The sequence below is a fragment of the Cupriavidus sp. 05L411 genome (assembly GCF_056398045.1).
In genome coordinates, this window is sequence record NZ_JBFTOQ010000007.1 from 132,377 (window position 1) to 147,708 (window position 15,332).

Genomic DNA, 15,332 nt, shown 5'->3' on the forward strand with positions numbered 1-15,332 from the left:
AAAGCGGTGAAAGCGGTGAAAGCGGTGAAAGCGCGGAAAAGAAAGGCTTCCCTGATTCTGCTTGTTCGTGCAGGCACACCGCAAACGAAATAAAATCGTGCGATCATTCCGTTTGGTAGTGAAGTAAGGGGTTATCTATGCGACGCTTATGTCCGTCGCTGACTGAATTGCAAGCCTTCGAGGCCGCCGCACGCTACAACAGCTTCACCACCGCGGCGCGGGAGCTTCACGTCACCCAGGGTGCCGTGAGCAAGCAGGTGCGCAGCCTGGAGGCCTTCCTTGGCGTGGAATTGTTCGAGCGCGTGCGCCAGCGCCTGATGCTGACCGATGCCGGCCAGCGCTACCTGGACCGCATCCGCCCGAGCCTGACCGAGATCGAGGCTGCCACGGTGGAACTGATCGCCAAGCAGGGCCGCGGCGGCACCCTGCATATCGCCAGCATGCCCACGCTGGGCGCCAAGTGGCTGATTCCGCGCTTGCCGCAGTTCTTCGAGAAGCATCCCGACGTCAGCCTTGAATTCGTCCCGCACGCGCAGGGCTACGATTTTTCCCAGCCCGACCTCGATGCCGCTATCCGCTTCGGCGACGGTATGTGGCCTGGCAGCCTTGCCGACTACATGACTGGCCGCGAAGTGCTGCCCGTGTGCCGCCCGGCCCTGCTGGCCGGCGAGCCGGAAGGCATGGCGCGCGTGCCCTCGGCGCTGCTGCGTTTTCCCCTGCTGCATCACACCACCGTACCCGAAGCCTGGCCCGACTGGTTCGCCGAGCTTGGCGTGGCGACCCGCAAGGCGTGGAGCGGCGCGCGCTTCGACCAGTTCTCGCTGCTGACGCAGGCGGCGATGTCGGGGCTCGGCATCGCGCTGATCCCGCGCTGCCTGATCGAGGAGGAGCTCGCCACCGGCGTGCTGGTGGTGGCGCATCCGGCGCGGGTGCTGAGCAAGAAGGGCTACTACCTTTGCTATCCCGAGCAGAAACAGCATCTGCCGGCACTGCAAACCTTTCGCCAGTGGGTGATGGAAGGCGTCGACGTGGTGGCGTGAGCCGCGCGCCGCCGCTGTAATCAAAACTTACGCTTTTCCGCGACGGTTTTTTCCGCCCGCCTGCGTTTAAGAGACATGACAGACATGACAAGCCTGCGCGCAAACCGCGCCAGGCTGTGGATTGTGGACTGGAGCTTCTCATGCGCAGATCAATGCCCCTCTCATTTAGCCTTGCCCGCCTGGGCGTCGCCGTGACGGCGGCGTTCGCGTTGGCGCCGGCATTCGCTCAAACCATCGTGATCGCACCCACGGCGCCCCCGCCGATGCGCCAGGAGGTCCTGCCGCCCGCGCGTGGCGGCTATGTCTGGGATCCGGGCCACTGGCAATGGCGCAATGGCGCCTACGTCTGGGTGGGCGGCCATTGGCGCCCGGCCAGGGCGGGCTACCGCTGGGTGCCGGGGCACTGGGTGGCGCGTGGCCCGCAATGGCGCTGGGTCGAAGGGCATTGGGCGCCGTGAGCGGCATGGCATTCGTCAAGCGCGATGGCAGTCACCACAGCAAGGGGTAACCGATGAAAAGCCTTCTGATCGCGGCGCTTGTCGCCGTCACGTTGTCTGGCTGCGTGATCGTGCCGGCCCGGCCCGCTTACTACCACTATCGCGCGCCGGTTTTTGTTTACTGACGAGGCAAGCCGCGCCCGCCCCAGGGGGCGCGCGGCTTGTGAGAAGGACGAACCGGCAACGCGGAACCACACCCATTGAGCGACACAGATCCGGACGATGCGCTGCTGGCGCGGGTCGGCAGGCATGATGCAGCCGCGGTGCGCGAGATGGTTTCGCGCAAGCTGCCGCGCGTGCTGGCGCTGGCTACGCGCATGCTGGGCGACCGCGGCGAAGCGGAAGACGTGGCGCAGGAAGTCTTTGTGCGGTTGTGGAAGCAGGCCGCGCGCTGGCAACCCGGGCGGGCGCGCTTTGACACCTGGCTGCATCGTGTGGCGCTGAACCTTTGCTACGACCGCTTGCGCGGCGCGCGCGAGCAGGCCATGGAGCCGGTGCCCGAGCAGGCGGCGCCCGGGGCCGGGCCCGAGGAAGCGCTGGATGCGGCGGCGCAGGGCGCGCGCGTAGGCGCGGCGCTGGCGAAGCTGCCCGCGCGCCAGCGCGAGGCGCTGGTGCTGCAGTATTACCAGGAGTTGCCTAATGGCGAGGCCGCCGCGCTGATGGGCATCAGTATCGAGGCGCTGGAAAGCTTGCTCGCTCGCGCACGCCGCAACCTGCGCGATTTGCTCATGCAAGACGGCCATCATGAGGATTTGCGATGACACCCGAGAGATTTCGCGCACTGATCGAGAGCTATGGTGCCGATCCGGCACGCTGGCCCGAAGGGGAGCGCGCCGCGGGCCAGGCCATGGCCGCCGCGCCCGGGCATCTTGGCGCGCTGGCCGAAGCCGCTGCGCTCGACCGCTTGCTGGCCGCGCATCAGGTGGCCGCGCCGGAGGTGGCGTTGCAGCGCCGCATTGCGGCGAGCGCGCCCGCGCCGCGCGCGCCGTGGTGGTGGTCCGGGCTAGGGCTGGCCGGCGTCGGCCTGGCCGGCACCTTGGCAGGCGCGTTGCTGGTCTCGGCCGTGCTGGCCACGGTGCCGGCGCCGGCCGCCATCGATCTGCCCTACGCCCCGACCGGCTTTGGTGGCATGGCGCATAACGGGAGCGAGGAATGAACGAGCGTACGCCGAAGCGGCTCAAGGTAGCGCTGGCGGTCTCCGTGCTGGTCAACGTGTTCCTGCTGGGCGCGATTGGTGGTGGCGGCTATCGCTGGTACGCCGTGGAGCGCCAGGCGGCCGCGCAGCCGCGCGGCCTGCGTTTTGCCGCCGACGGACTGGAGGCCGAGCAGCGCAGGCAATTCCTGCAAGGCTTGCGGGCGGCCCGCCGTGCCGCGGCGTCGGACGTGGACGCCGCGCGCGACGGACGCCACCAGGTGGAGCAATTGCTGCGGCAGCCGCAGTTCGAGCGCGACGCGCTGGCGGCGGCATTGGCCCGCACGCGCGAGGCCGATGCCGCGGTGCGTGCCCGCCTGGAAAGCAGCGTGGTGGATTTCGCCGCCACGCTGTCGCCCGAGGAGCGGCAGACGCTGGCCGATGCACTGGTCCAGCGCGGCCCGCTGCGCACCGGCCAGGCGCGGCCCGCGAAGGCGGCGCCATGATGCGGCGATCGACCACGATGGCAATGGCGATAGCGATAGTGATAGCGACAAAGCCAACAGGCACTTCCCAGGGGAGCAACGCATGACAAACACCGCCATGACGGCCGCGGCCGTCGCGGTCAACCGGTTCGGGCTGGGCGCGCGCCCGGACGAGCCGCTGCCAGCCGATCCGCGTGGCTGGCTGCTGGGCCAGTTCGAGCACTACGAGGCCAGGCCCGCGGCCTGGAGCGTACAGCCGGACACGGCCGCGCTGGCCGGTGAGTTCGGCGCCCAGCAGCGCGAGGTGCGCCAGGCGCAGGCCGATGCGAAGACCGCGGCGCGCCAGCAATTGCAGCGCGAGACGCGCGAGGCCTATCGCGATGCCGTCGACGCGCGCGTGACCAGTGCGCTGGTGACGCAAGCGCCGTTTGTCGAGCGGCTGGTGCATTTCTGGTCCAATCACTTCGCGGTCTCGGCGGAGAAGCCGGCCGTCGCCGCGCTGGCCGGCGCGTTCGAGGCCGAGGCGATCCGCCCGCATGTGCTCGGACGCTTCGAGGACATGCTGGTCGCGGTGGAGCGCCATCCCGCCATGCAGGTCTTCCTGGACCAGGTCCGCTCGATCGGCCCCGACAGCATGGCGGCGCGGGTGGCCGCGCAGCGCGCACCCGAGCGCCAGCTCGGATTGAACGAAAACCTTGCGCGCGAAATCATGGAACTGCATACGCTGGGCGTGCGCAGCGGCTACCAGCAGGCCGACGTGACCGAGTTCGCGCGCGCGCTGACCGGCTGGAGCATCGGCGGCCTGGGTGCGCGTGACGACGGCGAGCCCGGGCGCTTCCAGTTCCGTGCGCGTGTGCATGAACCTGGCACCCGCACTATCCTCGGCCGCAGCTACCCGCAGCAGGGCGAGGCGCAGGCGCTGGCCGTGCTGCATGATCTTGCGCAGAGCGAGGCCACGGCCAATCACCTGGCCACCAAGCTGGTGCGCCACTTCGTTGCCGATGCGCCGCCGCCCGCGCTGGTGGCGCGCTTGTCGCAGGCGTACCTGCGTAGCGGTGGCGCGCTGCCCGAGATGTACCGCGCGCTGGTGCAGTCGCCCGAGGCCTGGGCCAGCGAGCCGGCAAAATTCAAGACGCCGTGGGAGTGGACCCTTTCCTCCCTGCGCGGGTTGGGATTGCGCGAGGCGGGCGCACAGCACTTCGCGCCCATGCTGACCCAGCTCGGACAGCCGGTCTGGCGGCCGGGCTCGCCAGCGGGCTACGACGACATTGCCGCAAGCTGGGCCGCGCCCGATGCGCTGGTGCGCCGGGTTGAGCTGGTGCAGCGGCTGGTGGCGCGCGTCGGCGACCGGATCGACGCGCGCGAGCTCGGCCCCAAGCTGCTTGCGGGCACGTTGTCGGCACCAACCGCTGCCGCCATCGCGCGTGCCGAAAGCGCGCAGACCGCACTGGCCTTGCTGCTGGTGTCGCCCGATTTTCAACGGAGGTGATTGCCATGTTTTCCCGCCGAGATTTCCTCCGCGCGACGGGCGGTGCCACCGCCATGCTTGCATTGCCGCGCCTCACGCTTGCCAGCGTCGATTCCGATCGCCGCTTCGTCTTCGTCATCCAGCGCGGCGCCGCCGATGGCCTGAACACGGTTATTCCCTACGCCGATCCTGGTTACGCCCGCCTGCGTGGCGCGCTGGCCATCGACGCGGCGCAAGCCACCAAGCTCGATGGCACGTTCGCGCTGCATCCCGCGCTGACGGAAACGGCACGGATGTACGCCGCCGGGCAGGCGCTGTTCGTGCAGGCAGTGGCATCGCCATATCGCGAGCGTTCGCACTTCGATGGCCAGAACGTGCTGGAGACCGGCGGCGCCGCGCCTTACCAGGTGAAAGATGGCTGGATGAACCGGCTGGTGAGCCTGCTGCCCAAGCGGCCCGAGAATGCCATCGCCTTCGCGCCCACGGTGCCGGCGGCGCTGCGCGGGCCGGTGGAGGTCGGCTCCTATGCGCCATCGGCACTGCCGTCAGCGCCTGATGACCTGCTCGCGCGCGTCGGGCAGCTCTACGAGATGGATCCGCAGTTGCATCCGCTCTGGAACGCGGCCATGCAGGCACGCGGGCTGGCAGGCGACGCCGGTGCGCGCCAGGATCCGGCCAGCCTTGGCCGTCTCGCCGCCGGCTTCCTGGCGCGCGCGGACGGGCCGCGCATTGCCATGATCGAGACCGGCGGCTGGGATACGCACAGTGCGCAAGCGCCACGCCTTGCGGCTCGCCTCAAGGCCCTGGACACCATGCTGGCAGCACTGCGCGACGGGCTGGGCCCGTCATGGGAGCGCACCACCGTGCTGGTGGCCACGGAGTTCGGGCGCACCGCCGCCGCCAACGGCACCGGCGGCACCGATCACGGCACCGGCGCGGCGGCGATGTTGCTGGGCGGCGGGGTCAAAGGCGGGCGCGTGCTGGCCGACTGGCCGGGGCTGGCGCAGGGATCGCTTTACCAGGGGCGCGACCTGGCGCCGACCACGGAACTGGATGGGTTGATCGCCGCGGCAGCGGCACAGAGCTTCGGGCTGGATAGCGAGCGCGTGGCGCGCACGCTGTTCGGGCGCGGGCGGGGGGACGGGGGCGAGCAGGGGGGAATGCTGGGCGGACTGCTGCGCGCCTGAAACACAGGGGCAGCAGTCCAGACCCGGTGGCGTTACTTGGAGAGCAGGCGCATCGCCTGCTCCAGTCCGCCGAGCGTGACCGGATACATGCGCGACTTCATGATCTGGTTGATCACCGTGACCGACTGCCGGTATTGCCACAGGCCTTCGGGTTCGGGGTTGAGCCAGACGAAGCGCGGGAACTGCTCGATCAGGCGGTTGAGCCATACCGCCCCGGCTTCGGGGTTGTTGTACTCCACCGAGCCCCCGGGCTGCAGAATCTCGTACGGGCTCATGGTGGCATCGCCGACAAAGATCACCTTGTAGTCCGGCGTGTACTTGTGGATCAGGTCCCACGTGGCGATCTTCTCCGCATGGCGGCGGCGATTGTTCTTCCAGACGTAGTCGTACACGCAGTTATGGAAGTAGTAGTACTCCAGGTGCTTGAACTCGGTCTTGGTGGCCGAGAACAATTCCTCCACGCGCTTGATGTGGTCGTCCATCGAGCCGCCGACGTCCATCAGCATCAGCACCTTGACCTTGTTGTGGCGCTCCGGGCGCAGCTTGATGTCGAGCAGGCCGGCATTGGCGGCGGTGGAGTGGATGGTGTCGTCCAGGTCCAGCTCGGTTTCCGCGCCTTCGCGCGCGAAACGGCGCAGGCGGCGCAGCGCCACCTTGATATTGCGCGTGCCGAGTTCGACCTGGTCGTCGTAGTCCTTGTAGGCGCGGGTTTCCCACACCTTGATGGCGGTGCGGTTGCCCTTGGACGGGCCGCCGATGCGGATGCCTTCCGGGTTATAGCCGCCGTGCCCGAACGGCGAGGTGCCGCCGGTGCCGATCCACTTGTTGCCGCCCTCGTGTTTTTCCTTTTGCTCGTCGAGCAGCTGCTTGAGCCGCTCCATCAGCTTGTCGAGGCCCCCCATGGCTTCGATCTTGGCCTTCTCCTCGGCCGAGAGCTCGCGCTCCAGCGTCTTTTGCAGCCAGTCCAGGGGGATGTCGGATTTCCAGTCGACCAGGCTTTCGATGCCCTTGAAGTAGGCGGCAAAGGTCTGGTCGAACTTGTCGAAGTGCTTCTCGTCCTTGACCAGCGTCATGCGCGACAAGTAGTAGAACTCGTCGATCGACGGCGTGATCACCTCGGCCTTGAGCGCTTCCAGCATGGTCAGGTATTCCTTGACCGAGACGGGCAGCTTGGCGTGGCGCAGCGAGAAGAAAAAATCGATCAGCATGGTGGGCTCGCTTAGAGTTTCCCGGAGCGGGTGCGGCGGTTTGCGTGCCGGTTCACGAGGCGCGCCCCGGCAGGTCCAGGCGGTATTGCAGGTGGCGCTTCACCGTCGGCCATTCGCTGGCGATGATGGAGAACACCACGGTATCGCGCAGCGAACCGTCGGGCATGCGCTGGTGGTTGCGCAGCACGCCGTCCTGCTTGGCGCCAAGCCGGGCGATGGCGGTGCGGCTCTGGTGGTTCATCCAGTGCGTGCGGAACTCCACGGCGATGCATGCCAGCTGCTCGAACGCGTGCGTGAGCAGCATCAGCTTGCATTCGGTGTTCACGGCGCTGCGCTGCACGCGCTGCGCATGCCAGGTATGGCCGATCTCCAGGCGCCGGTTGACGCCGTCGACATTGAAGCAACGCGTCGCGCCCACCACCGCGCCCGGCACGCCATCGCGGACTTCGCGGATCACGAACGGCATCGCGCCCTGCTGCTCGCGCATCTGCAGCGCGGTGTCGGTCCACGCGCGCACCTGGTCCGGCGCCGGCACCGAGGTGTACCAGAGCTTCCACAGCTCACCGTCGGCGACGGCGGCCTGTACCTCGGCCTCATGCTCCGGGCGCAGCGGCTCCAACAGGGCGTGCTGGCCGCGCAGGGTGACGGGTTCGATAAAGCGTGCCATGGCGCGGCGCTCAGCGGTTGGCGCGGTTCATGAAGACGAGGCGCTCGAACAGGTGCACGTCCTGCTCGTTCTTCAGCAGCGCGCCGTGCAGCGGCGGGATTGCGGCCTTCTTGTCCGGGCTCTTGAGCGCTTCGGGCGGGATGTCCTCGGCCATCAGCAGCTTGAGCCAGTCGATCAGTTCCGACGTGGAGGGCTTCTTCTTCAGGCCCGGCAGGTTGCGCATTTCATAGAAGGACTCGAGCGCGGCGGCCACCAGCTCGCGCTTGATGCCGGGATAGTGCACGTCGACGATGCGCTGCATGGTCTCCGCGTCGGGGAACTTGATGTAGTGGAAGAAGCAGCGGCGCAGGAAGGCGTCGGGCAGCTCCTTCTCGTTGTTCGAGGTGATGATCACCAGCGGGCGATGGCGCGCCTTGACGAGCTCGCGCGTCTCGTACACATAGAATTCCATGCGGTCGATTTCACGCAGCAGGTCGTTCGGGAATTCGATGTCGGCCTTGTCGATCTCGTCGATCAGCAGCACCACTTGCTGGTCGGCCTCGAAGGCCTGCCAAAGCACGCCCTTGATGATGTAGTTGCGGATGTCGTGGACGCGGTCGTCGCCGAGCTGCGAATCGCGCAGGCGCGACACCGCGTCGTATTCATACAGGCCCTGCTGCGCTTTGGTGGTGGACTTGATGTGCCACTGCAGCAGGGGCATGCCGAGCGCCGCGGCCACCTCCTCGGCCAGCATGGTCTTGCCGGTGCCGGGCTCGCCCTTGATCAGGAGCGGGCGCTGCAGGGCGCGGGCGGCATTGACGGCCAGCTTGAGGTCATCGGTGGCGACGTATTGCTGCGTGCCTTCGAAACGGTTTTGCTGGTTCTGGCTGGCGTTGGTGGTGTTGGACATGGGGCAACCTGAAGGGGTTTGTGCGTGTCGGAATTGGCCAGTATAAAAGAGCTTTTCGGTTCGCGTGTGGCTCGCCGTGCCATGCTGGACTGCCACGTGCAGCGTGCTGTACAATGCGGCGGTTTGACGCGCCCCCCACGTCCAAGACTCCACCCCCCTCGCTTTGTCCGCCTTGTCACTCCCGCGGTCCTTGCCAGGAGGCGGCGATGACAAGAGATGGTTACAGAATGAGGCGGAGACAACGCCGAGATGCACCGGCAGCGCTTACCACGGCGCGCGGGTATCCGGCCCACGCTGGCAGCACCGCATCTACCCGCGGGCAGATACGGTCCGGCCGGACGCATTCTGAAGCCATTTCCGACCGGTTGGGCAGGTCACGCAGGGTTTAACACTTCCAATCAGCTACGACAATGAAAAAGCTCCTCACGATGGTGGTGCTGGGCGCGGCCGCAACGGCTGCGCAAGCCCAGGAAGTCAAGGGCAATGTGGACGCCGCCAAAAACAAGGTCGCGATGTGTATTGGTTGCCATGGGATTCCCGGCTATCGCGCCTCCTTCCCCGAGGTGTACCAGGTGCCCCTGCTCGGCGGCCAGAACGCCAAGTACATCGAGAATGCGCTCAAGGAATACCAGAAGGGCGACCGCAAGCACCCGACCATGCGTGGCATTGCCGCGACCCTGACCGACCAGGACATCGCCGACGTGGCTGCCTACTACGCGCAGCAGTCTTCCAGCACGCAAAACAACACCCAGAAGTAAGAGGACCCACCCATGAATACGCTTAAGACGCTTTCGCTCGCGATCGGCGCACTCGTGCTGGGCGCCTCGGCCATCACCGCCTCGGCTGCCGACCTCGCGCGCGGCAAGGCGCTGGTGGAGAAGGGCAACTGCGCGGCCTGCCACGGCGCCGGCATGAATGCCCCGATCACCCCGGATTACCCGAAGCTGGCCGGCCAGCATGCCGACTACCTGTACCACGCGCTGGCTGCCTACCAGATCACCACCAACCCGCAGGTGGGCCGCTCCAATGCCATCATGGCTGGCCAGGTCAATGCCAACCCCGGCGTGACGGGCAAGGATGGCAAGCCGCGTCCCTTCACCCGGGATGAGCTGAAGGATATCGCCGCCTACATCGAATCGCTGCCGGGCGGCCTGGTCCTGAAGAAGTAAGCCAGACGGCGCCGGCCCAGGCCGCGCGCGGGTCCGGAACAAGAAAAAGCCGCTGGTCCCAGCGGCTTTTTCTTTGCCCGCGGCCCGGTGCGCAAGCGCCCCGGGCGGCGTCAGGCGGCTCAGTTGCCGGTGCCCTTGGCCAGGCGGCGTGCCTTGACGGCGCTGGCCAGGGTTTCGAGCACCTTTACCGAATCGTCCCATCCGATGCAGGCATCGGTGACCGACTGGCCGTAGGTGAGGTCTTCCACTGGCGTGCCCTGGGCGTGGTCTTGGCGGCCGCCCACCAGGTGGGATTCCACCATCACGCCGACGATGCGCTCGTCGCCCGCGGCCATCTGGCGGCCGATGTCCTCGCAGACCGGGATCTGGTTCTCGTGCTTCTTGCTGCTGTTGGCGTGGGAGGCATCGATCATCAGGCGCGCGGCCAGGCCGGCCTTGGAAATCGCTTCGCAGGCTTCCTGCACGCTGGCGGCATCGTAGTTAGGCGCCTTGCCGCCGCGCAGGATGATGTGGCAATCCTCATTGCCCGAGGTCGACACGATGGCGGAGTGCCCGCCCTTGGTCACCGACAGGAAATGGTGGGGCTGCGAGGCGGCCTTGATCGCATCGACAGCGATCTTGACGTTGCCATCGGTGCCGTTCTTGAATCCGACCGGGCACGACAGTCCGGAGGCGAGCTCCCGGTGCACCTGGCTTTCCGTGGTGCGCGCGCCGATGGCGCCCCAGCTGACCAGGTCGGCGATGTATTGCGGGCTGATCATGTCGAGGTATTCGGTACCGGTCGGCACGCCCAGCTCGCTGATGTTCAGCAGCAGTTCGCGCGCGGTGCGCAAGCCATCGTTGATCTTGAAGCTGCCGTCCATATGCGGGTCGTTGATCAACCCCTTCCAGCCCACGGTGGTGCGCGGCTTTTCGAAATACACCCGCATCACGACTTCCAGCTCCCCGGCAAAACGGTCGCGCTGGACCTTGAGCAGCTTGGCGTACTCGAGCGCGGCACGGGTGTCGTGGATGGAGCAGGGGCCGATGATCACGATCAGGCGGTCATCCATGCCGTGCAGGATCCGGTGCATGGACTGGCGCGCGCCGTAGATCACGTCGGACGCCTTTTCGGAGCAGCCGAACTCGCGGATCAGGTGCGCCGGGGGCAACAATTCCTTGAGTTCGCGAATACGCAGGTCGTCGGTGTTCTTCAGCATGATGGCTCCGGATTTTGTAGGGTCGTGTGTTTGGGGTGTCTGGGCTAGAGCTGGGTGCGGGCCGGTATAAAAAAAGCCGCCAGGTTCGCTGGCGGCTTTTTTTGAATTCTGGAGGCACTTACGATCGTCCCTCTCCATCCGCCAGCGGTGCGAGATCGCTAAAAAAGTAAAAATAAAACTTAGCGGACATGGATGGGATGCGGCTCAAATGGCGTCGATTATTTGCGGCAATGCGTCACGAGATGGCAGAAAATTGCGCAGACCCTGCCGGTTTTGCCGGCGAAGACCGTTGACCATCGGGTAACGAAGCATCTTTATAGCGCGTTTTAAGGGGCTTGGCAAGCGTCTGGCATTGGCCCAGCCACAATTTCCGTCCGTCCGATGGCGGGTCCCGGATCCAGTTCCAGCCCGCGCATCACGGCGGCGGTGCGGTTCTCCACGCCCAGCTTCACGTACACATGCTGGAGGTGTTTTTGCACCGTGCGGGCGCTGATGCCGAGCATGCCCGCGATTTCACGGTCCGTCTTGCCGTGCGCCAGCCAGCGCAGCACCTGCTGCTCGCGCGCGGTCAGCCTGGCGAGCATGGAGAGCGCCTGGCCATCCTGGCAGCGGCTGGATGTGAGCATTGCGGCGGCTTTGGGCTGCGCGCCGGTACGCAATGCTGCGTATTGGCGCCTTCCCGTGCGTGAACCAACATGAATGAGGCCAGTATAGGCGTCGCCAGCGCGCACCGCAGTGCGGCGGCGGCGCCTGCACCGGTTTGCCCGGGGGGAAGACAGGCGAACGCGGCGTGCCGGGCAGCTCAGGCACGCGGGGCTGAGGGGGAGGGAAACATCATGGCGATCGATGAGGGGAGGCTAAACGCCTTCATGGGGCAGTTCGTCCAGGATCTGGGCGCGGTGATGCATGCAGCCACCATCGTGGTCGGCGATACGCTTGGCCTGTACAAAGCCTTGGCCGAGAAACCGATGACAGTGCAGGTGCTGGCCGAGAAAACCCATACCGATGAGCGCTATCTGCTCGAGTGGCTGTCCGCGCAGGCGGCCAGCGGTTATGTCGCGTACGACCCGGCCACCGATCTGTTCAGCCTGACCGAGGAGCAGGCCTTCGCGCTGGCCCAGGAGGGCAGCCCCGCCTTTATTCCCGGCGCCTTCCAGATCGCCGTCGCGCAATTCAAGGCGATTCCCAAGATCGTTGACGCCTTTCGCAATGGGCGCGGGCTGGGCTGGCATGAACACGATCCGTCACTGTTTCACGGCACCGAGCGGTTTTTCCGTCCGGGCTATGCGGCGCACCTGACGGCGGAATGGATTCCCGTGCTGGACGGTGTGCAGGCCAAGCTGCAGGCTGGTGCTCGCGTCGCCGACGTGGGCTGCGGGCATGGCGCCTCCACCATCATCATGGCGCAGGCGTATCCGGCATCGGAGTTCTACGGCTTTGACTACCACGAGCCGTCGATCCGCTTCGCCACCGAGGCGGCAGCGCGCGCCGGCGTGCAGGACCGCGTGCATTTCGAGGTGGCAAAAGCCAAGGAGTATGGCGGCAAGGATTACGACCTGGTGGCCGTGTTCGACTGCCTGCACGATATGGGCGATCCGGTCGGCGCCGCCGCGCATGTGCGCGAGACCTTGCGCCCGGACGGCACCTGGATGATCGTCGAGCCTTTCGCCAACGACCGGCTCGAAGACAACCTGAACCCGGTCGGGCGGGTGTTTTACTCGGCCTCGACCTTCATCTGCACGCCAGCGTCGCGCTCGCAGGAGGTGGGGCTGTGCCTGGGCGCCCAGTCGGGCGAGGCACGCATGCGCTCAGTGGTGCAGCAGGGCGGGTTTTCGCGTTTTCGCCGGGCGGCACAAACGCCGTTCAACCTGATCTACGAGGCGCGGCCCTGAACGGCTAGGGACCGCGCCCGACCTGCCCAGCCTGCGGGACGGCAATCAGGCCGTGCCGCCCACCGTCATGTTCTCGATGCGCAGGGTCGGCTGGCCCACGCCTACCGGCACGCTCTGGCCTTCCTTGCCGCACACGCCCACGCCCGAGTCCAGGCGCATGTCGTTGCCGATCATGGTGACGTCCTTGAGCGATTCCGGGCCGTTGCCGACCAGCGTGGCGCCCTTGACCGGGGCGGTGATCTTGCCGTCCTCGATCAGGTAGGCCTCGCTGGCGGAGAACACGAACTTGCCGTTGGTGATGTCAACCTGACCGCCGCCGAAGTTGACCGCGTAGAGGCCGCGCTTGACGCTGGCGATGATCTCCTGCGGGTCGCGGTTGCCGTTGAGCATGTAGGTGTTGGTCATGCGCGGCATCGGCAGCGCGGCGTAGCTCTCGCGGCGCGCGTTGCCGGTTACCGGCATCTTCATCAGGCGCGCGTTGAGCGTGTCCTGGATATAGCCCTTGAGGATGCCATCCTCGATCAGCGTGGTGCACTGGGTCGGGTTGCCCTCGTCGTCGAGGTTGAGCGAGCCGCGGCGGTTGGCCAGTGTGCCGTCGTCCACCACCGTCACGCCCTTGGCCGCCACGCGCTCGCCCATGCGGCCGGCGAAGGCCGACGAGCCCTTGCGGTTGAAATCGCCTTCCAGGCCATGGCCGATGGCCTCGTGCAGCAGCACGCCGGGCCAGCCCGGGCCGAGCACGACGGTCATCGCACCGGCGGGAGCCGGACGCGCCTCGAGGTTGACGAGCGCCGAGGCCACGGCCTCGTCCACGTACTGGCGCAGCAGCTCATCGGTGAAATAGCCGTAGGCATAGCGCCCGCCGCCGCCGGAGGAGCCGATCTCGCGGCGCCCGTTCTGCTCGGCGATCACCGTGACGGAGACCCGCACCAGCGGGCGCACGTCGGCGGCGATGACGCCGTCGCTGCGCGCCACCAGCACCACATCGTATTCACCGGCCAGGCCAGCCATCACCTGCACCACGCGCGGGTCCTTGGCACGGGCCATGCGTTCCACGCGCTCGAGCAGCGCCACCTTTTCGGCGGCGTCCATCGAGTCCAGCGGGTCATTGGGCGAGTACAGGTTGCGCCCGCCCTGGGAGGCCATCTTGCTCGCCACCTTGACGCGGCCGCTGCCAGCGCGGCCGATGGTGCGGGTTGCGGCGCCGGCCTTGAGCAAGGCGTCCAGGCTGATGTCGTCGGAGTAGGCAAAGGCGGTCTTGTCGCCGGACACGGCGCGCACGCCAACGCCCTGGTCGATGCTGAAGCTGCCCGACTTGACGATGCCTTCTTCCAGGCTCCACGCTTCGTTGCGGGTGTACTGGAAGTAGAGGTCGGCGTAATCGACCTTATGCGTGAAGATGTCCGCCAGCACGCGCTGCAGGTTGGTTTCGTCCAGGCCGTAGGGCGCCAGCAGCAATTGCTGGGCGGTGGCGAGGTTGCGGATTCCGAGGTCGCCGGCGTTCATGGTTGTCCTTTATCGTCGTGCCGCGGTGGCGAAATGACGCCGCCGCGTAAAAATCTGGGATGCTGGCGATTCCGGGGAATTGGGGAATCGGCCAGGTCATTGCTTGTACATGCTACAGCACCCGATGGCGCAGCGCAGGCAGGTTCTGACGCACCTCGTCCAGGCGCGCGGGGTCGATCAGCCCGCTTACCACGCCTTCGCCTTCCGGCAGCACCGCCATCACCTCGCCCCAGGGGTCGATCAGCATCGAGTGGCCCCAGGTGCGCCGTCCGTTCTCGTGCTTCCCACCCTGTGCGGCGGCCAGCACATAGCACTGGTTTTCGATGGCGCGGGCGCGCAGCAGGATCTCCCAGTGCGCCTGGCCGGTGGTGTAGGTGAAGGCGGCCGGCATCAAAATCAAGCTGGTACCGCCGCCCGCCGCGAGCTGTCGGTAGAGTTCCGGAAAGCGCAGGTCATAGCAGACCGACATGGCGACCCGCCCACAGGGCGCCTCGAAGCTGACCGGAGTCTGGCCGGCCAGGATGGTACGCGATTCGTCGTAGCTTTCGCTGCCGCGGGTGAAGCCAAACAGGTGGATCTTGTCGTAGCGCGCCACGCGTTCGCCGCGCGGGTCGTAGACGAGCGACGTGTTGTAGACGCGGGCCTCGTCCTCGCACCACAAGGGCAGGGTGCCGCCGACCAGCCAGATCCGGTGGCGCCGCGCGGCGTCGGCCAGGAATGACTGGATCGGCCCGTCGCCGTCGCGCTCGCGGATGGCTACCTTGTCGCCTTCGCGCAGGCCCATCATGCAGAAGTACTCCGGCAGCAGCACCAGCTCGGCGCCGCCCTTGGCGGCCTGCGCGATCAGCGCGTCGGCGCGGGCCAGGTTGGCCTCGGGCGAAACCCCGCTGACGGTCTGGATGGCAGCGACGCGAAAAGGGGTCGCGCCGTGGGCCGCGCTGGGTGCTGATGCGGAGGCGTTTGCAGTCATGAAGCGGTTTCCTTGGCTTGCGG

Annotated in this window: 17 protein-coding genes; 10 read left to right on the forward strand and 7 right to left on the reverse strand. The window is 66.9% G+C overall.

Annotation, left to right across the window (positions count from 1 at the left end):
• Positions 1-137: 137 nt before the first annotated feature.
• The 7 genes from gcvA (at position 138) to AC1DQR_RS10325 (ending at position 5,809) form a co-directional block, all read left to right on the forward strand.
• Positions 138-1,040 (forward strand): transcriptional regulator GcvA, encoded by a 903-nt coding sequence (gene gcvA, locus AC1DQR_RS10295; RefSeq protein ID WP_441633559.1) that lies wholly within the window; start codon positions 138-140, stop codon positions 1,038-1,040.
• 152 nt (positions 1,041-1,192) lie between these two features.
• Complete coding sequence (locus tag AC1DQR_RS10300) at positions 1,193-1,498, forward strand: YXWGXW repeat-containing protein (RefSeq protein ID WP_416048042.1); 306 nt, start codon at positions 1,193-1,195, stop codon at positions 1,496-1,498.
• A gap of 239 nt (positions 1,499-1,737) precedes the next feature.
• A complete protein-coding gene (locus AC1DQR_RS10305) occupies positions 1,738-2,298 on the forward strand; it encodes an RNA polymerase sigma factor (RefSeq protein ID WP_477132952.1) in 561 nt (186 codons plus the stop codon).
• Positions 2,295-2,693 carry a hypothetical protein gene (locus AC1DQR_RS10310; protein ID WP_477132953.1) on the forward strand — a complete coding sequence of 133 codons (399 nt, stop codon included), beginning with the start codon at positions 2,295-2,297 and terminating at the stop codon, positions 2,691-2,693. The genes AC1DQR_RS10305 and AC1DQR_RS10310 overlap by 4 nt, the downstream gene beginning before the upstream one ends.
• A complete protein-coding gene (locus AC1DQR_RS10315) occupies positions 2,690-3,175 on the forward strand; it encodes a periplasmic heavy metal sensor (protein WP_174422869.1) in 486 nt (161 codons plus the stop codon). Before AC1DQR_RS10310 ends, AC1DQR_RS10315 begins: the two co-directional genes overlap by 4 nt.
• Positions 3,176-3,257: 82 nt before the next feature.
• Positions 3,258-4,643: a DUF1800 domain-containing protein gene (locus AC1DQR_RS10320; protein WP_477132954.1), complete on the forward strand. Its 1,386-nt coding sequence runs from the start codon at positions 3,258-3,260 to the stop codon at positions 4,641-4,643.
• 5 nt (positions 4,644-4,648) lie between these two features.
• Positions 4,649-5,809: a DUF1501 domain-containing protein gene (locus AC1DQR_RS10325; RefSeq protein ID WP_477132955.1), complete on the forward strand. Its 1,161-nt coding sequence runs from the start codon at positions 4,649-4,651 to the stop codon at positions 5,807-5,809.
• A gap of 32 nt (positions 5,810-5,841) precedes the next feature.
• Here AC1DQR_RS10325 and AC1DQR_RS10330 read toward each other — a convergent pair whose 3' ends face one another.
• The 3 genes from AC1DQR_RS10330 to AC1DQR_RS10340 are packed head-to-tail and all read right to left on the reverse strand — an operon-like array spanning position 5,842 to position 8,573.
• On the reverse strand, positions 5,842-7,017 hold the full coding sequence (locus AC1DQR_RS10330) for a vWA domain-containing protein (protein ID WP_006156773.1): 1,176 nt from the start codon (positions 7,015-7,017) through the stop codon (positions 5,842-5,844).
• A gap of 52 nt (positions 7,018-7,069) precedes the next feature.
• The gene (locus AC1DQR_RS10335; protein WP_416048047.1) at positions 7,070-7,684 is read right to left on the reverse strand and encodes a GNAT family N-acetyltransferase; all 615 of its coding nucleotides are present in this window, start codon (positions 7,682-7,684) and stop codon (positions 7,070-7,072) included.
• Between the two features lie 10 nt (positions 7,685-7,694).
• Positions 7,695-8,573 (reverse strand): AAA family ATPase, encoded by an 879-nt coding sequence (locus AC1DQR_RS10340; protein ID WP_043344836.1) that lies wholly within the window; start codon positions 8,571-8,573, stop codon positions 7,695-7,697.
• Between the two features lie 410 nt (positions 8,574-8,983).
• Here AC1DQR_RS10340 and AC1DQR_RS10345 point away from each other — a divergent pair, with 410 nt between their 5' ends.
• On the forward strand, positions 8,984-9,331 hold the full coding sequence (locus tag AC1DQR_RS10345; protein ID WP_043344837.1) for a c-type cytochrome: 348 nt from the start codon (positions 8,984-8,986) through the stop codon (positions 9,329-9,331).
• 12 nt (positions 9,332-9,343) lie between these two features.
• On the forward strand, positions 9,344-9,742 hold the full coding sequence (locus AC1DQR_RS10350; protein ID WP_150983806.1) for a c-type cytochrome: 399 nt from the start codon (positions 9,344-9,346) through the stop codon (positions 9,740-9,742).
• Positions 9,743-9,861: 119 nt separating this feature from the next.
• On the opposite strand, the gene aroG is transcribed toward AC1DQR_RS10350, so the two are convergent.
• Positions 9,862-10,941: a 3-deoxy-7-phosphoheptulonate synthase AroG gene (aroG, locus tag AC1DQR_RS10355; protein WP_416048049.1), complete on the reverse strand. Its 1,080-nt coding sequence runs from the start codon at positions 10,939-10,941 to the stop codon at positions 9,862-9,864.
• A 326-nt stretch (positions 10,942-11,267) separates the two neighbouring features.
• Entirely contained in the window at positions 11,268-11,567 is a 300-nt protein-coding gene (locus AC1DQR_RS10360) for a helix-turn-helix domain-containing protein (protein ID WP_416048050.1), read from the reverse strand.
• 210 nt (positions 11,568-11,777) lie between these two features.
• Here AC1DQR_RS10360 and AC1DQR_RS10365 point away from each other — a divergent pair, with 210 nt between their 5' ends.
• Positions 11,778-12,833, forward strand: a complete 1,056-nt coding sequence (locus AC1DQR_RS10365) for a class I SAM-dependent methyltransferase (protein WP_477132956.1) — start codon at positions 11,778-11,780, stop codon at positions 12,831-12,833.
• A 45-nt stretch (positions 12,834-12,878) separates the two neighbouring features.
• On the opposite strand, the gene tldD is transcribed toward AC1DQR_RS10365, so the two are convergent.
• The gene (gene tldD, locus AC1DQR_RS10370; RefSeq protein WP_043344843.1) at positions 12,879-14,339 is read right to left on the reverse strand and encodes a metalloprotease TldD; all 1,461 of its coding nucleotides are present in this window, start codon (positions 14,337-14,339) and stop codon (positions 12,879-12,881) included.
• 112 nt (positions 14,340-14,451) lie between these two features.
• On the reverse strand, positions 14,452-15,309 hold the full coding sequence (locus AC1DQR_RS10375; RefSeq protein WP_416048052.1) for a carbon-nitrogen hydrolase family protein: 858 nt from the start codon (positions 15,307-15,309) through the stop codon (positions 14,452-14,454).
• Positions 15,310-15,332: the final 23 nt, after the last annotated feature.

What these genes read in the sequence shown, in the direction of transcription:
- gcvA (WP_441633559.1), top strand. Translation starts at nt 138, where the DNA reads ATGCGACGCTTATGTCCGTCGCTGACTGAATTGCAAGCCTTCGAGGCC.
- AC1DQR_RS10300 (WP_416048042.1), top strand. Translation starts at nt 1,193, where the DNA reads ATGCCCCTCTCATTTAGCCTTGCCCGCCTGGGCGTCGCCGTGACGGCG.
- AC1DQR_RS10310 (WP_477132953.1), top strand. Translation starts at nt 2,295, where the DNA reads ATGACACCCGAGAGATTTCGCGCACTGATCGAGAGCTATGGTGCCGAT.
- AC1DQR_RS10315 (WP_174422869.1), top strand. Translation starts at nt 2,690, where the DNA reads ATGAACGAGCGTACGCCGAAGCGGCTCAAGGTAGCGCTGGCGGTCTCC.
- AC1DQR_RS10320 (WP_477132954.1), top strand. Translation starts at nt 3,258, where the DNA reads ATGACAAACACCGCCATGACGGCCGCGGCCGTCGCGGTCAACCGGTTC.
- AC1DQR_RS10325 (WP_477132955.1), top strand. Translation starts at nt 4,649, where the DNA reads ATGTTTTCCCGCCGAGATTTCCTCCGCGCGACGGGCGGTGCCACCGCC.
- AC1DQR_RS10330 (WP_006156773.1), bottom strand. Translation starts at nt 7,017, where the DNA reads ATGCTGATCGATTTTTTCTTCTCGCTGCGCCACGCCAAGCTGCCCGTC.
- AC1DQR_RS10335 (WP_416048047.1), bottom strand. Translation starts at nt 7,684, where the DNA reads ATGGCACGCTTTATCGAACCCGTCACCCTGCGCGGCCAGCACGCCCTG.
- AC1DQR_RS10340 (WP_043344836.1), bottom strand. Translation starts at nt 8,573, where the DNA reads ATGTCCAACACCACCAACGCCAGCCAGAACCAGCAAAACCGTTTCGAA.
- AC1DQR_RS10345 (WP_043344837.1), top strand. Translation starts at nt 8,984, where the DNA reads ATGAAAAAGCTCCTCACGATGGTGGTGCTGGGCGCGGCCGCAACGGCT.
- AC1DQR_RS10350 (WP_150983806.1), top strand. Translation starts at nt 9,344, where the DNA reads ATGAATACGCTTAAGACGCTTTCGCTCGCGATCGGCGCACTCGTGCTG.
- aroG (WP_416048049.1), bottom strand. Translation starts at nt 10,941, where the DNA reads ATGCTGAAGAACACCGACGACCTGCGTATTCGCGAACTCAAGGAATTG.
- AC1DQR_RS10360 (WP_416048050.1), bottom strand. Translation starts at nt 11,567, where the DNA reads ATGCTCACATCCAGCCGCTGCCAGGATGGCCAGGCGCTCTCCATGCTC.
- AC1DQR_RS10365 (WP_477132956.1), top strand. Translation starts at nt 11,778, where the DNA reads ATGGCGATCGATGAGGGGAGGCTAAACGCCTTCATGGGGCAGTTCGTC.
- tldD (WP_043344843.1), bottom strand. Translation starts at nt 14,339, where the DNA reads ATGAACGCCGGCGACCTCGGAATCCGCAACCTCGCCACCGCCCAGCAA.
- AC1DQR_RS10375 (WP_416048052.1), bottom strand. Translation starts at nt 15,309, where the DNA reads ATGACTGCAAACGCCTCCGCATCAGCACCCAGCGCGGCCCACGGCGCG.